Genomic DNA, 12,733 nt, shown 5'->3' on the forward strand with positions numbered 1-12,733 from the left:
CCCGGGTGTCTGGTCCGCAACGGTCGGGTGTGTCCTGGTCAGCCGGCGCTGCGTTCGCTGTCCAGGTCGGCCATCGCTGCCTCCGGGTAGCGGGCGCCCCGGGCTGCACCCGCTGGCACCAGCGCGGTGATCTGGTCCAGATCGGCAGCACTGAGAGCGAGGTGGCGGGCACCGAGCATGGACTCCACCTGGCTGGTGCGGCGGGCACCGACGACCGGGACGATGTCCTCGCCCTGGGCGGCGACCCACGCGATCGCCAGCTGTGCCAGCGTGCTGCCGCGAGCGTCGGCAATCTGCTGCAAGGGTGCGACCAGAGCCCGGTTGTGCGCCAGGTTCTCGCCCTGGAACCGGGGGAAGATCGCCCGGTTGCCGATCGCGGCACGCCCCCCGAGCAGACCTTTGGCGAGCACCCCGTAGGCGGTGATCCCGATGCCGAGCTCCCGGCAGGTCTGCAGGATCTGGTTGCCCTCGATGTCCCGGGTGAGCAGCGAGTACTCGATCTGCAGGTCGGAGATGGGTGCCACGGCTGCCGCCCGCCGGATCGTCTGCGCACCCACCTCGCTCAGGCCGATGTGCCGCACGTACCCGGCCTCGACCAGCTCCTGGATCGTGCCCACGGTGTCCTCGATCGGGACCTGGGGGTCGAGGCGGGCGGGGCGATAGATGTCCACGTGGTCGGTGCGCAACCGGTGCAGGGAGTAGGTGAGAGAGCTCTTCACCGTAGCCGGGCGGTTGTCGCAGCCAGCGGGCATCCCGCCCGGGGTGAGCAGGGCACCGAACTTCACCGACAGCACCACCTCCTCGCGGTCCCGCCCGTGCAGGGCGCGGGCGAGCAGCATCTCGTTGTCGCCGGCACCGTAGAAGTCGGCAGTGTCGATCAGCGTGCCGCCGGAGTCCAGGTAGTGGCGGACGACGCGGATGCTCTCCTCGTCGTCGGTGGGGCCGTAGGCGCCAGACAGGCTCATCGCGCCGAGGCCGGGTGAGGTGACGGTAGGACCGTTCGTTCCGAGCGTGTGTGTCATGGCCGCCAGCCTCGGTCGGAGCGGCACAGCGGACCAGGCCGGGTCCATCCTGGGTGCGGCGCACCCTGGATACGCGGATCCGGTGCGCGCACACTGAGGGGATGAGCGCTGCACCGCTCCTGGCCGACTTCCTCCGCCGCCGGCGCGAGCTCCTGCGGCCCGGGGACGTGGGCCTGCCGGTGACCTCGCGGCGTCGCACCCCCGGGCTGCGCCGCGAGGAGGTGGCCATGCTCGCCGGTGTCTCCGTGGACTACTACACCCGCCTGGAGCAGGGGCGGGAGTCCTCACCCTCAGCATCGGTGGCCGGTGCGCTGGCGGGCGCCCTGCAGTGCGACCTGGACCAGCGTGACCACCTGTTCCACCTGGCCCGTCTTCCCCTGCCGCCTCGGCATGCCGGCCATCATGTCCGTCCGGGGCTGCTCGCCCTGGCTCGCCGGCTGACCGACATCCCGGTGCTGATCACCAGCGACCTTGGTGAGGTGCTCTGGTGCAACCCGCTCGGCAGCGCCCTGGTCGGGGACCTTCCCGCACGACCGGGCCGGGACCGGAACCTGGTCTGGCGCTGGTTCACCGACCCCACCTCCCGCGCCATGCCGGAGGCCGACTGGGACCGGATCTCCGCGGCGCACGTGAGCGACCTGCGGGCCGTCGCGGCGCGCCGCGCAGCCGATCAGGAGGTCACCGCCTTCGTCGAGGACCTGCTCAGCCGGAGCGCCGAGTTCCGCGAGCTGTGGCAGCGTCACGACGTCGCCACCCACCGGTCGGACGTCAAGACGCTGCTGCACCCGGAGGTCGGCGCAGTCCCGCTGCGGTGCGAGGTGCTGCTCACCCCCGACGAGGACGTCTGGCTGCTCGCCTTCTTCCCGCTGGAGGGCACCGACGCCGCGGAGAAGCTGGAGCTGCTGCGGGTGATCGGCGTCCAGGAGCTGCACCCGGCCGGCTCAGCCGTCCACGGTCTGCCCGGCGAGGAAGTGCCACCCCAGCCACCACCAGCACACCAGCACCGCTAGCCGGATGGTGCGCGAGGTCAGGACACGATCGAACAGGTCGGTGATCGTGACCTCGTCGGCCGACCGGCGGGCGATCCGGTCGGTGACCAGCAGTGCCACCGCGCAGACCGCGAAGTAGAGCCCACTGGCGATCATGGTGCTCGCCCCCTGCGCAGCAGGTACACCCCGGCCAGCAGCCACACCACCGCGAACACTGCCTGACCCGCGCGGTGCTCCAGCGCCGGCTCCAGCAGGTCGCTGAGCGGTGCCGCGGCCGGATCCTGGCCGAGGTTCACCAGCAGCACCTGCGCCAGCTCCCACAACCCTCCGGCGATCCAGATCGCCGCCCACGCCCATGCCAGACGACGCAGCGCCGGTGGCCACCGGACCTGCCGGGTGGCGGCACGGTCACCGGGCCAGCCCAGCACCAGTGCCACCATCCCCAGCGGCACCAGCACCGCCACCATCGCCCCGCTGTGCCGGGGGAGCAGGGCCAGGGCCACCGCCGCCACCGCGGCCACCGGCAGCAGCACCCCCAGCCGCAGGTGGATCCGGGAGCGGTGCGAACCCTCTTCGGGGCGTCGCACCAGGTCGGCGGCCATCACCACCGCGGCGAGCAGGAACAGTCCGGCAGCGAACCACTGCTGCCGGACCAGCTGGACCGCGCCGATGATCGCCATCACCAACAACCACGTCCACGGCCCCCACGCCGGCAGGACGTCGCCGGCGGGGTCCCGGCTGCTGTGCCCGCGCTCCCCGCCCCTGCCCGCCGGGTGCTCGCCGCTCATCCGCCCACCACCTGCAACCATCCCGCCAGGGCGACCAGCGAGACCAGCAGCACCGGCGCCGTCAGCACGACCCCCGTCCGGACGTACCGACCCCAGCCGATGCGGATGCCTTTGCGGTCCAGCACGTCCAGCCACAGCAGCGTGGCCAGCGACCCGATCGGGGTGATCTTCGGGCCCAGGTCGGAGCCGATCACCGTGGCATAGACCATCGCCTCGTGCGTCACCCCGGACGCTGCCACCCCGGCCACCGCCAGGACCATCACCAGCACGGTGGGCAGGTTGTTCAGCACCGAGGCCACCACCGCCACCACGACCCCGACGCCCAGGGCGGAGACCAGCACGCCGTGCGCGGGCAGCACAGTGAACACCCGGGTCAGCTGCGCGGTCAGCCCCTGGTCCCGCAGCCCGTAGACCACCACGTACATGCCCAGGCTGAACAGCACCACCTGCCAGGGCGCCTGCTGCACCACTGTGCGCACCCGGATCGGGTGCGGTGGGGCGGGCGTACCCGTGCTGCCCCGGTGAGCTCCGCCGTCACCGGCGGTGTGCGCACGGGCACGGAACGCGAACGCGGGACGCCGCGCAGCCACGGCGAGCAGCACCACCGCCCCACCGCCCACCACCGCAGAGAGCGGCACGCCCAACGGTCCCGCCGTGAGATAGCCGGCCAGCAGCAGCGCGAGCACCGCCCACCCTGAGCAGAACGTCAGCCGGTCGGTGACCGCCTGGGCCGGCTGAGGCAGTCCGGACAGGTGGTAGCGGGGCGGGACCCAGCGGCGGTAGTACAGCCACAGCACACCCAGGCTCGCGGCCACCGACACCACACCGACCGGCACCATCACCAGCGCATACCGGGCGAAGGAGATGCCGAAGAAGTCCGCAGTGACGATGTTCACCAGGTTGGAGACCAGCAGCGGCAGGCTGCCCGCGTCGGCGATGAACCCGGTCGCCATCACGAAGGCGATGGTCGCCCGGGTGGAGAAGTGCAGCACACGCAGGATCTGCACCACGATCGGGGTGAGGATGAGCGCCGCACCGTCGTTGGCGAAGAACGCCGCCACCACCGCGCCCAGCAGCACGATGAGCACGAACAACCGCCTCCCGCGCCCACGCCCCCAACGAGCCACGTGCAGCGCAGCCCACTCGAAGAAGCCGCACGCGTCCAGCACCGACGAGATGAGGATGATGCCCACGAACGCCAGCGTCGCGTTCCACACGATGCCCACCACCGGCAGGTCGGCCAGGTGCACCACTCCGGTCAGCAGTGCCAGGGCCGCGCCCCCCAGGGCGCTCCAGCCGATCCCGAGCCCCCGCGGTTGCCAGATCACCAGGGTGAGCGTGACCAGGAAGATCCCGACAGCGAGCCCAGGCACGCGTTCAGCGTAGGTCGCTCCGGGCGGGTGCGCCTCGTGGAGCTCCGGCCGCCGCTCGCCAACCTTCCGGATGGTAGGCTCGCGCGATGGTGAACGAGACCCATGCCCGCATCCTCCTGGCGGCCCGAGAGATGCTCAGTGCCGACGGCACAGTGTCCCTGGACTCCGTGGCCCGGCAGGTGGGTCTGACCAAACCGGGGTTGATGCACCACTTCCCGAGCAAGGAAGCGATGATGGTGGCCCTGGTGGACGCCGTCATCGACCAGTGGGAGGAGCAGCTCACCGAGACCCTCGGTGCAGAGCCCGCAGAGGTCGGTGCGGTCGACCGGATCGGTGCCTACGCCCGCTTCGTGCTCTCCCAGGACTTCGACCGGTCCGACGTGGTGGTGTTCGCCGACCCACGGCTGCATCGCACGCTGGTGGCCCGGTGGGAGGAGCGGATGACGCCCTGGTGGTCCGTGCCCGAGGATGCCACCGAGACCATGCGCACCCGGCTGCTTGCCGTTCGGTTGCTGGCCGACGGAGCCTGGTTCGCCAGCGCCACGGGGATGCTCGTGCCCGGCCCCGAGGAACGCCGCCGGTTACGGCTGCTGGTCGAGGAGCTGTTGGCGGGTGCCCGATGACCAGGTGGATGCTGCTCGGCGCCGCGATCGTCACTGAGGTGGCCGGTTCACTGGCGCTCAAGGCCGCCCTGGGCCACGCTGGCTGGTACCTGCTGGTGGTGCTCGGCTACGTCGCAGCCTTCGTGCTGATCCTCCGGGCGATGAGGGCCGGGCTGGGTCTGGGCGTGGCCTACGGCATCTGGGGTGCGATGGGCGTGGCGCTCACCGCACTCTTCGGGGCGCTGCTGTTCGGGGAGATCATCACCGATGTGATGGTCCTCGGGCTGGTGCTGGTGGTCGGCGGTGTGCTGCTGGTCCAGCTCGGCTCCCAGCGCGCACTGGCCACACGATCCCGGCAGGAGGCGGCCGGCTGATGGCCCTGCTCCTGCTGGCCGGTTGTTCGGGGAGATCATCACCGATGTGATGGTCCTCGGGCTGGTGCTGGTGGTCGGCGGTGTGCTGCTGGTCCAGCTCGGCTCCCAGCGCGCACTGGCCACACGATCCCGGCAGGAGGCGGCCGGCTGATGGCCCTGCTCCTGCTGGCCGGTGCGATCCTCGCCGAGGTGACCGGGACGGTGTCCCTGCGGATGGCGGCGACCGGATCCCGGCGCTGGTTCCTCCCGGTGGCGGTGAGCTACCTGCTGGCGTTCACCCTGCTGTCGGCCGCGCTCGGGCACGGGATGGGGATCGCCGTGGCCTACGGCATCTGGTCGGCCACCGGTGTTGCGATCACCGCCGTGCTCAGCAAGGTGCTCTTCGACGAACCTCTGACACCGCTGATGGCGCTCGGCATCAGCCTGATCGTCGGCGGCGTGCTGCTGATCGAGGTCGGGGCTGGCCGCTGACCGAGGTGTGCTGGGCACGCGATCGGAACGGGACCAGGCCGCTGGATCCGCAAGGCATCCGGAAGGGAACGAGCTCTGGTGCTCGGCCGTCGCAGCGGCGAGGATGGCACCATGTGCCGCAACATCCGGACCCTGTACAACTTCGAGCCGCACGCCACCTCTCAGGAGGTGCATGCCGCCGCACTGCAGTACGTGCGCAAGGTCAGCGGGATGACCAAGCCGTCGCAGGCCAACACCGAGGTGTTCGAGCAGGCCGTGGCCGACATCGCCCACATCACCGAGCACCTGCTCGCCGACCTGACCACCACCGCAGCGCCGAAGGACCGCGAGGTGGAGGCCGCCAAGGCGAAGGCCCGCGCCGCCAAGCGGTACGGCACCGTCGCCTCCTGACATCCTGCCCTGCACACCGTGCTCGGACCTGCGCATGGGTGTGGTTACCGTCGCTCTTCCGGCGGCTATGTCAAGTGGTCGTTGCGACGGCGAGGTTGTCGTCAAGTGCTTGGGCGGGGCTGCGGGGCTGCGGGGAACGGAGCGCAGGAGCTCGACCCTTGACCTTGTCACTGTGACAAGGTGTCGGGTGGTACCTATGCCTACCACCGACCGCCTCCTCCAGGCCCTGTCCGGTCCGCAGTCCTCTACCCGGCTGCGCGCCGCGATGACCCTCGGCACCTACCCGGACTCCGACCTCGTACCCGCGCTGATCGAGCGCTGCGCGGTGGAGCCCGACTTCTACGTGCGGGACATGCTCACCTGGGCGCTGACCCGCCACGCCGCTGACGTCACGATCCCGTTGCTGCTCGCGGAGCTCGCCGGCGGCCAGCCGCAGGCACGCAGCCAGGCGCTGCACACCTTGTCCAAGATCGGCGCGGCCTCCACCTGGTCGGCGATCACCCACGACCTGCTCACCGACCCGGACCCGGAGACGGCGAAGAGCGCCTGGCGGGCCGCCGTCGTACTGGTTCCCGACGGCGAGGAGGAGGCCCTGGCAGCAGTGCTCGCCAGTCAGCTCGGCCGCGGCGACGAGGATCTGCAGCGCAGCCTGAGCCGGGCGCTGGTCGCCCTCGGTGAGATGGTCGAGGCGGCGGTGGAGGACGCCACCAGGCACCCCGACCCGCAAGTGGTGGCGCACGCCCTCGCCACCCAGCAGCTGCTGGAGGACCCTGACTCCGCGTTCACCGTCTCGGTGGAGGAGGCGCTGCGCCTGCGCGCGCTGGCGTCTGCTCCGCAGGAGGAGGCCGGGTAGTGCTGATCGGGGAGGTGGCCCGCCGGTCGGGAGTGAGCCCGCGGATGCTGCGCCACTACGACCGGCTCGGGCTGGTCCGGCCGACCGGGCGCACCACCGGTGGCTACCGCGTGTATGCCGAGAGCGACCTGCGCCGCATCCTGCACGTGGAGATGCTGCGTTCCCTCGGTCTGAGCCTGGAGCAGGCCCGCGACGCCCTCGAGGACCCGGCGGCCGCACCTGCCGAGCTGGTGGCCGAGCTGGCGGCACGGACCCGGGCGAGGATCGCCGTCGAGCAGGAGCTGCTGGACCGGCTGGAGCAGGTGCGGGCCGACAAGCCACAGGAGTGGACCGACGTGCTGCGCACCACTGCGCTGCTCCGGTCCGTCGCCTCCGCGGACCCGAACCGCCGTGCCCGGGCCGTGCTGGCGGCCGCCACCAGTGCCGCCAGCACCGGTAGCGGACAGCCGGCGCCGGACGCGCTCGCCGATGCCGTGCTCGCCGAGGCGGAGACGAACGTGGCCGGGACGCTCCGGTGGGCGCTGGCCCGGGGCGGTGACCAGGCGGTGGACCGGTTGGCTGCTGGTCTGGGCAGCACCGACCCGGACGTGCGGCGACGTGCCGCCGAGGCGCTCGCGGAGATCGGCACCGACCGGGCCGCCGGGGCGCTCCGCGAGGCGCTGTCCCACCCCGACGAGCGGGTCCGGTACCGTGCTGCCCTGGCGCTCGGCCGGGGTGGGGAGGCGGCAGCACTGCCGGTGCTGCTGCAGATGGTGGTGGCAGGCCGCACCGACGTGGAGGCAGCTGAGGCGCTCGGCGCCCTGGCGGCCGACCAGCAGCAGCGTGGGGTGATCCTCGCGGCGATCGCCGATCTGCTGCGCGATGCCGGCACCCCACCGGCGGCCCGCTCCCGGCTCACCCAGGCCCTCGGCGAGCTGCCCGGTGCCGCTACCGAGCGGCTGCTGGCCGAGCTGACGAGCGACCCGCAGCCGGACGTCGCCCGCACGGCCACCTACCTGAGCAACCGCTGACCCGCCGCAAGCAGCGTCCGCGAACGCCCGGGTTTGCCGCGTGAATCGGTTCAGGGACCGCAGAGGCGAGCGTTCGCGATGGGGCGGGTCAGAGGTGGTGGCGTTGCTTGGCCTGGAAGTGCTGGTACTCCGCGTAGGCCTCCTGGGTGGAGGTCAGCCGGGCGACCTGAGCCACCGGCACGTCCCAGCCGTTGCTCGCCGGCGGGCCGTCGGCGAGCTGGTCGGTCTCGATCACGAGCACTGACGCGTGCTCGGCCGCCACCGCCCGGGCGTAGGCCTCCCGCAGCTCGGCCACCGTGGCCACCTGCTCCGCGGCCACCCCGTAGCTGCGCGCGTTCGCCACGAAGTCCACCCCGACATACTCCCCGGAGAGCAGCCCGGTGGTCTCCTCCCGCCGGCGGTAGGTGGTGCCGAACCGCTGCGAGCCCACCGACTCCGAGAGTGCACCGATCGAGGCGAACCCGTGGTTCACCAGCACGACGACGATCACCTTCAACCCCTCCTGGGCGAGGGTCGCCAGCTCGCCGGGCATCATCTGGTACGTGCCGTCACCCACGATCGCCACCACCTCACCGGTCGGGCGAGCCAGCCGCACCCCGATCGCCGCCGGGATCTCGTACCCCATGCAGGAGTAGCCGTACTCCAGGTGATAGGTCCCCGGCCCGGGCGAGCGCCACAGCGCCTGCAGGTCGCCGGGCATCGATCCGGCCGCATTGATCAGCACGTCGTCGGCGCCGAGCAGCTCGTTCAGCGCCCCGAAAACCTCCACCTGCGCGGGCGGCACCTGCCCGGATCCGGCGGTCACCTCGGCCCGCACCTGCTGCCACGCACGACGGCGGTCGGCCACCTCGCGCGTGTAGGGCTCCGGTACGCGGTACTCGCCCAGGGTCTCGGTGAGCGCCGCTAGACCGCGGGCGGCGTCGGCCACCAGCATCGTCGCCGAGTGCTTGGCAGCGTCGAAGGAGGCGATGTTCAGGTTCACGAACTGCACGCCCTCGGCTGCGAAGGCGGTGCGCGAGGCCGTGGTGAAGTCGGTGTACCGGGTACCCACACCGATCACCACGTCCGCCTCCGCGGCCAGCGCGTTCGCCGCTGCCGTGCCGGTCGAGCCGACCCCGCCCACGCTCAGCGGGTGCTCCCCGGGCAGCGCACCCTTGCCCGCCTGGGTGTCCGCCACCGGGATCCCGCTGACCTCCGCCAGCCGGGTGAGCTCCGCCGTCGCCCCGGAGTAGATCACCCCGCCACCGGCCACCAGCAACGGCCGCCGGGCTGCGCCGACCACGTCCGTGGCCCGGGCCAGGGCCTCCGGCTCGGGTACCGGCCGGGCCACGTGCCAGGTGCGCTCGCGGAACAGCTCCAGGGGCCAGTCGTGCGCCTCGGCCTGCACGTCCTGCGGCAGGCACAGCGTCACCGCCCCGGTGGCGGCCGGGTCGGTGAGCACCCGTATCGCCTCCAGCAGCGCCGAGGGCAGCTGCTCGGGACGGTTCACCCGGTCCCAGTACGCCGAGACCGGCCGGAACGCGTCGTTCACGCTCACCTCCTGGCTGCGCGGGTCCTCCAGCTGCTGCAGCACCGGGCCCGCACGCCGGGTCGCGAAGAGGTCCGCGGGCAGCAGCAGCACCGGGATCCGGTCGATCGTGGCCAGCGCCGCGCCGGTGACCATGTTCGTGGACCCCGGCCCGATCGAGGCCGTGCACACCAGCGTCTGCAACCGCTCCCGTGCCCGGGCGAAACCCACGGCGGTGTGCACCATCGCCTGCTCGTTGCGGGCCAGGTAGTACGGCAGCGGTGCCTCCTCCGGCGCCGGCTTCGTCGCGTTCTGCAGCAGCGCCTGACCCAGCCCGGCCACGTTCCCGTGCCCGAAGATCCCGAACGCCGCCGGCAGCAGCCGCTGGCGCCGCCCGTCCCGCTCGGAGTGCTGTGCGGCCAGGAAGCGCACCAGCGCCTGGGCCACGGTGAGCCGGGTCGTCGCGGCCATCTCAGTTCCCTCCGGTCATCGGCAGGCGGTCGTCGACGGCGGAGCTCGCCCAGGTCTCGCGCACCCAGCTGTAGGCGGGGTCGTCGGTCATCAACCAGACGCCGTCGCGCTGCGGGCCGGCCATCACGTTCAGGTAGTACATGTCCTCACCCGGTGGGGCGATGCACGGGCCGTGGTAACCGTGCGGCACCAGCACCACATCGCCGGTGCGCACCTCGGTGAGCAGGTCCATCGGCTCCGGACGGGTGCCGGCGGTGTACTGCCGGTGGTAGCCGGTCCCGCCCTCGCGGCGCATCCGGAAGTAGTAGAGCTCCTCCAGCTCCCGCTCGTGCTCGGTGTGGGTGTCGTGCTTGTGCGGCGGGTAGGAGGAGAAGTTGCCGCCCGGGGTGATCACTTCCACCAGCAGCAGCCGGTCGGTGGCCACCCCGTTGCCCAGGGCGTAGTTGCGCGGTTCTCGGCTGCAGGCTCCGGCCCCGCGCAGGGTGACCTGCACGTGCTCGGCGCCATAGCGTCGCGGCGCCAGTCGCTCCTGCGCACGGGCGGTGGCGATCGCGAAGCGGCCGCCGGCCGCGCTGGTGAGCTCGGCTCGGCACTCCCGTGGCAGGTAGAGGAAGTCGGTGAGCGAGGTGAACACGTCTGCCCGTCCCTGGAGAACGAACGCTGCGCCGTCGACCTGAGCAGACAGACCACCCATGAGGGGCAGCACGATCGCCTCGTCCTCACCGGTCGCCAGCGTGTGCGACCCGCCTGGTGGGAGGGCGAGCACCTTCAGCCCGGAGTAGGCCCAGCCGGCGCGCTCTGGGGTGAGGTCCAGCTCTAGCGGGCCGGCGGCCAGCGTCCCGGCGGGGTGGAACACCGTGCTCATGTCCGTCTCCTCTACAGCAGCCCGACCGCGGCGTCGACCGCGGCGGCCACGTCGCCGTCCGGTGGGTACAGCATCGCCCTCCCGATCACCAAGCCGAGCGCGTTCTCGCAGGCCAGCGCCCGCTGCCAGAGCGTCAGCGCCGCATCCGGATCCTCGGGCACCTCCCCGCCGAGCAGCAGGCACGGCAGCGTGGTGGCGGCCAGCACCCGTTCGACCTCCGGCACAGCGGGCAGCTTCAACCAGGTGCGTGCTGAGGTGCGGCCCAGACCGGAGGCGACCGCGATCGAGTGGATCACCGCGTCCGGGCTGAGGTCGTTGCGCAGCCGGCCACCGGTGCGGGTGGACCAGAACGGTTCCACCATGGCGGTCAGGCCGCGGCCAGAGAGCTCGTTCACCGCCCCTGCGCAGGCGGCCAGGGTCCGCGGGGTGGCCGGGTCCTGCGGGTCCAGACGCAGCAGCATCTTCCCGCCGTCCAGCCTCGCCTCGGCCACCCCTTCGGCGTCGTAGCCGGTGAACCGGTCGTCCGCCTCGAACTGCGAGCTCGCTAGGCCCGCCCGGTTCATCGAGCCGAACACCAGCTTGCCGTCCAGCGCTCCGAGCACGGCCAGGTCCTCGATCAGGTCCGCGGTGCCGAGGAACCCGTGCACACCGGGGCGGGTGAGCGCCTCGGCGCAGCGGGCGAGCAGGTCGCCGCGGTCGGCCATCGCCAGCGGATCCGGACCGGCGGCCAAGGACGCCCGTGCCGGGTGGTCCGCCGCGATGATCATCAGGTGCTCACCGGGTGCGGGCATGCTCCCGGGTGCACGAGTGGCGAGCGCATCGGAGATCCGCTCCGGTTCGTGTGCGCGTAGCCGGGCGAGCTGGGCCACCGGCGGCGGGGCGGTCACAGCGGGCCCTCCGCGTGGAAGCTCTCCGCTGCGGCGGCGGCACGGGCGGCGAACGTGGCGGCGGTGGCCGCGCCCGCCCGCTCGTTCACCTCGGCCACCGGGACACCGGCGAGCACGTCGGCGATCTCTGCGGCGGTCGGCATCGCCGTGGAGCACTCGAGCCGGGAGGCGACGATCGCACCGGCCACGTTCGCCGCGGCGATCACCTGCTCCAGGTCCCAGCCTTCCAGCAGCCCGTGGCACAACGCCCCGCCGAACGCATCCCCTGCGCCGAGCCCGTTGACCACCTCGATCTGCGCCGGCGGCACGACCACTCGCTGCGTGGCGGTCTTGGCGAGCGTGCCCGCCGGCCCCTGCTTCACGATCGCCAGCTGCACCCCGGCGGCCAGCAGGGCGTCGGCCGCCCGCTCCGGGTCGGCTTCCCCGACCGCGATCTCGCACTCCTCCCTGTTCCCCACGGCTACCGTGGCGTGTGCCAGCGCAGCCTGGTACTGCGCAGTGGCCTCGGCCGGATCCGGCCAGAACATCGGCCGGTAGTCCAGGTCGAACACGGTGTGCGCAGCGCGGCCGCGACGGGCGAGTGCGGCGTGGTGGGCGGCACGGGAGGGTTCCATGCACAGACCGGTCCCGGAGATCCAGAACAGCCGCGCTCCGGCGACGAGGTCCATCGGTAGCTCCTCGGCACGCAGCTGCAGGTCCGGTGCGGAGGGGAGGCGGTAGAAGTACAGCGGGAAGTCGTCCGGCGGGAAGATCTCGCAGAACGTGATCGGTGTCGGCAGCTCGGGCACGGTGACCACGTGCTCGTCCGCCACCCCGAGACGGCGCATCTCCGCCCGGACATAGCGCCCGAACGGGTCGTCACCGACCCCGGTGAGCACCGCCGCCGGACTGCCCATCCGAGTAGCCGCTACCGCCACGTTCATCGGGCTACCACCGAGGAACTTGCCGAAGCTGGTCACCTCGTCCAGACCGATACCGATCTGCAGCGGGTACAGGTCGACTCCGGCCCTGCCCATGGTGACGACGTCCACGTCCACGACCTCCTGACAAGACTGCGACACCCACCGGCGGTCGGTGCGCTGCGTCATGATCACTGCGCAAGAGTCTGCCCCATTTCACCCCTCCGGCGCA

Annotated in this window: 16 protein-coding genes; 8 read left to right on the forward strand and 8 right to left on the reverse strand. The window is 72.1% G+C overall.

Annotated elements, in window-relative coordinates:
* Window positions 1–38: 38 nt before the first annotated feature.
* Window positions 39–1,022 (reverse strand): aldo/keto reductase, encoded by a 984-nt coding sequence (locus K338_RS0106295; RefSeq protein ID WP_027286507.1) that lies wholly within the window; start codon window positions 1,020–1,022, stop codon window positions 39–41.
* Between the two features lie 101 nt (window positions 1,023–1,123).
* On the opposite strand from K338_RS0106295, the gene K338_RS0106300 reads away from it, so the two are divergent.
* Window positions 1,124–2,032 (forward strand): helix-turn-helix domain-containing protein, encoded by a 909-nt coding sequence (locus K338_RS0106300; RefSeq protein WP_022917329.1) that lies wholly within the window; start codon window positions 1,124–1,126, stop codon window positions 2,030–2,032.
* Here K338_RS0106300 and K338_RS0106305 read toward each other — a convergent pair.
* Genes K338_RS0106305 through K338_RS0106315 form a run of 3 tightly spaced genes read right to left on the reverse strand, consistent with a single transcriptional unit; the run spans window position 1,964 to window position 4,172 of the window.
* A complete protein-coding gene (locus K338_RS0106305; RefSeq protein ID WP_022917330.1) occupies window positions 1,964–2,167 on the reverse strand; it encodes a DUF6186 family protein in 204 nt (67 codons plus the stop codon). The genes K338_RS0106300 and K338_RS0106305 overlap by 69 nt on opposite strands.
* Entirely contained in the window at window positions 2,164–2,799 is a 636-nt protein-coding gene (locus K338_RS0106310; protein WP_022917331.1) for a hypothetical protein, read from the reverse strand. The genes K338_RS0106305 and K338_RS0106310 overlap by 4 nt, the downstream gene beginning before the upstream one ends.
* Entirely contained in the window at window positions 2,796–4,172 is a 1,377-nt protein-coding gene (locus K338_RS0106315; protein ID WP_022917332.1) for an arsenic transporter, read from the reverse strand. The genes K338_RS0106310 and K338_RS0106315 overlap by 4 nt, the downstream gene beginning before the upstream one ends.
* Before the next feature lie 86 nt (window positions 4,173–4,258).
* On the opposite strand from K338_RS0106315, the gene K338_RS0106320 reads away from it, so the two are divergent.
* From K338_RS0106320 to K338_RS0106350, 7 genes are all read left to right on the forward strand, one after another.
* Window positions 4,259–4,795 carry a TetR/AcrR family transcriptional regulator gene (locus K338_RS0106320; RefSeq protein ID WP_022917333.1) on the forward strand — a complete coding sequence of 179 codons (537 nt, stop codon included), beginning with the start codon at window positions 4,259–4,261 and terminating at the stop codon, window positions 4,793–4,795.
* Window positions 4,792–5,148, forward strand: coding sequence for a DMT family transporter (locus K338_RS0106325; RefSeq protein WP_022917334.1), 357 nt, complete (start codon window positions 4,792–4,794; stop codon window positions 5,146–5,148). The genes K338_RS0106320 and K338_RS0106325 overlap by 4 nt, the downstream gene beginning before the upstream one ends.
* A gap of 22 nt (window positions 5,149–5,170) precedes the next feature.
* Window positions 5,171–5,299, forward strand: a complete 129-nt coding sequence (locus K338_RS26390; protein ID WP_022917335.1) for a hypothetical protein — start codon at window positions 5,171–5,173, stop codon at window positions 5,297–5,299.
* Complete coding sequence (locus K338_RS0106335) at window positions 5,299–5,619, forward strand: DMT family transporter (RefSeq protein ID WP_022917336.1); 321 nt, start codon at window positions 5,299–5,301, stop codon at window positions 5,617–5,619. Before K338_RS26390 ends, K338_RS0106335 begins: the two co-directional genes overlap by 1 nt.
* A 111-nt stretch (window positions 5,620–5,730) precedes the next feature.
* Window positions 5,731–6,009, forward strand: a complete 279-nt coding sequence (locus K338_RS0106340) for a DUF2277 domain-containing protein (RefSeq protein ID WP_027286508.1) — start codon at window positions 5,731–5,733, stop codon at window positions 6,007–6,009.
* 196 nt (window positions 6,010–6,205) lie between these two features.
* A complete protein-coding gene (locus K338_RS0106345) occupies window positions 6,206–6,862 on the forward strand; it encodes a HEAT repeat domain-containing protein (protein ID WP_022917338.1) in 657 nt (218 codons plus the stop codon).
* Entirely contained in the window at window positions 6,862–7,872 is a 1,011-nt protein-coding gene (locus K338_RS0106350; protein WP_022917339.1) for a MerR family transcriptional regulator, read from the forward strand. Before K338_RS0106345 ends, K338_RS0106350 begins: the two co-directional genes overlap by 1 nt.
* Before the next feature lie 88 nt (window positions 7,873–7,960).
* Here K338_RS0106350 and iolD read toward each other — a convergent pair whose 3' ends face one another.
* The 4 genes from iolD to iolC are packed head-to-tail and all read right to left on the reverse strand — an operon-like array spanning window position 7,961 to window position 12,690.
* The gene (gene iolD, locus K338_RS0106355) at window positions 7,961–9,850 is read right to left on the reverse strand and encodes a 3D-(3,5/4)-trihydroxycyclohexane-1,2-dione acylhydrolase (decyclizing) (protein WP_022917340.1); all 1,890 of its coding nucleotides are present in this window, start codon (window positions 9,848–9,850) and stop codon (window positions 7,961–7,963) included.
* Between the two features lies 1 nt (window position 9,851).
* Window positions 9,852–10,715: a 5-deoxy-glucuronate isomerase gene (gene iolB, locus K338_RS0106360; protein ID WP_022917341.1), complete on the reverse strand. Its 864-nt coding sequence runs from the start codon at window positions 10,713–10,715 to the stop codon at window positions 9,852–9,854.
* An 11-nt stretch (window positions 10,716–10,726) separates the two neighbouring features.
* Window positions 10,727–11,602, reverse strand: coding sequence for a Cgl0159 family (beta/alpha)8-fold protein (locus tag K338_RS0106365; RefSeq protein ID WP_022917342.1), 876 nt, complete (start codon window positions 11,600–11,602; stop codon window positions 10,727–10,729).
* Window positions 11,599–12,690, reverse strand: coding sequence for a 5-dehydro-2-deoxygluconokinase (iolC, locus tag K338_RS20875; protein WP_022917343.1), 1,092 nt, complete (start codon window positions 12,688–12,690; stop codon window positions 11,599–11,601). The genes K338_RS0106365 and iolC overlap by 4 nt, the downstream gene beginning before the upstream one ends.
* Window positions 12,691–12,733: the final 43 nt, after the last annotated feature.

This window comes from Ruania albidiflava DSM 18029, assembly GCF_000421225.1.
Taxonomy (GTDB): Bacteria; Actinomycetota; Actinomycetes; order Actinomycetales; family Beutenbergiaceae; genus Ruania; species Ruania albidiflava.

What these genes read in the sequence shown, in the direction of transcription:
- K338_RS0106345 (WP_022917338.1), top strand. Translation starts at nt 6,206, where the DNA reads ATGCCTACCACCGACCGCCTCCTCCAGGCCCTGTCCGGTCCGCAGTCC.
- K338_RS0106325 (WP_022917334.1), top strand. Translation starts at nt 4,792, where the DNA reads ATGACCAGGTGGATGCTGCTCGGCGCCGCGATCGTCACTGAGGTGGCC.
- iolC (WP_022917343.1), bottom strand. Translation starts at nt 12,690, where the DNA reads ATGACGCAGCGCACCGACCGCCGGTGGGTGTCGCAGTCTTGTCAGGAG.
- K338_RS0106340 (WP_027286508.1), top strand. Translation starts at nt 5,731, where the DNA reads ATGTGCCGCAACATCCGGACCCTGTACAACTTCGAGCCGCACGCCACC.
- iolB (WP_022917341.1), bottom strand. Translation starts at nt 10,715, where the DNA reads ATGAGCACGGTGTTCCACCCCGCCGGGACGCTGGCCGCCGGCCCGCTA.
- iolD (WP_022917340.1), bottom strand. Translation starts at nt 9,850, where the DNA reads ATGGCCGCGACGACCCGGCTCACCGTGGCCCAGGCGCTGGTGCGCTTC.
- K338_RS0106310 (WP_022917331.1), bottom strand. Translation starts at nt 2,799, where the DNA reads ATGAGCGGCGAGCACCCGGCGGGCAGGGGCGGGGAGCGCGGGCACAGC.
- K338_RS0106335 (WP_022917336.1), top strand. Translation starts at nt 5,299, where the DNA reads ATGGCCCTGCTCCTGCTGGCCGGTGCGATCCTCGCCGAGGTGACCGGG.
- K338_RS0106305 (WP_022917330.1), bottom strand. Translation starts at nt 2,167, where the DNA reads ATGATCGCCAGTGGGCTCTACTTCGCGGTCTGCGCGGTGGCACTGCTG.
- K338_RS0106320 (WP_022917333.1), top strand. Translation starts at nt 4,259, where the DNA reads ATGGTGAACGAGACCCATGCCCGCATCCTCCTGGCGGCCCGAGAGATG.
- K338_RS0106300 (WP_022917329.1), top strand. Translation starts at nt 1,124, where the DNA reads ATGAGCGCTGCACCGCTCCTGGCCGACTTCCTCCGCCGCCGGCGCGAG.
- K338_RS0106295 (WP_027286507.1), bottom strand. Translation starts at nt 1,022, where the DNA reads ATGACACACACGCTCGGAACGAACGGTCCTACCGTCACCTCACCCGGC.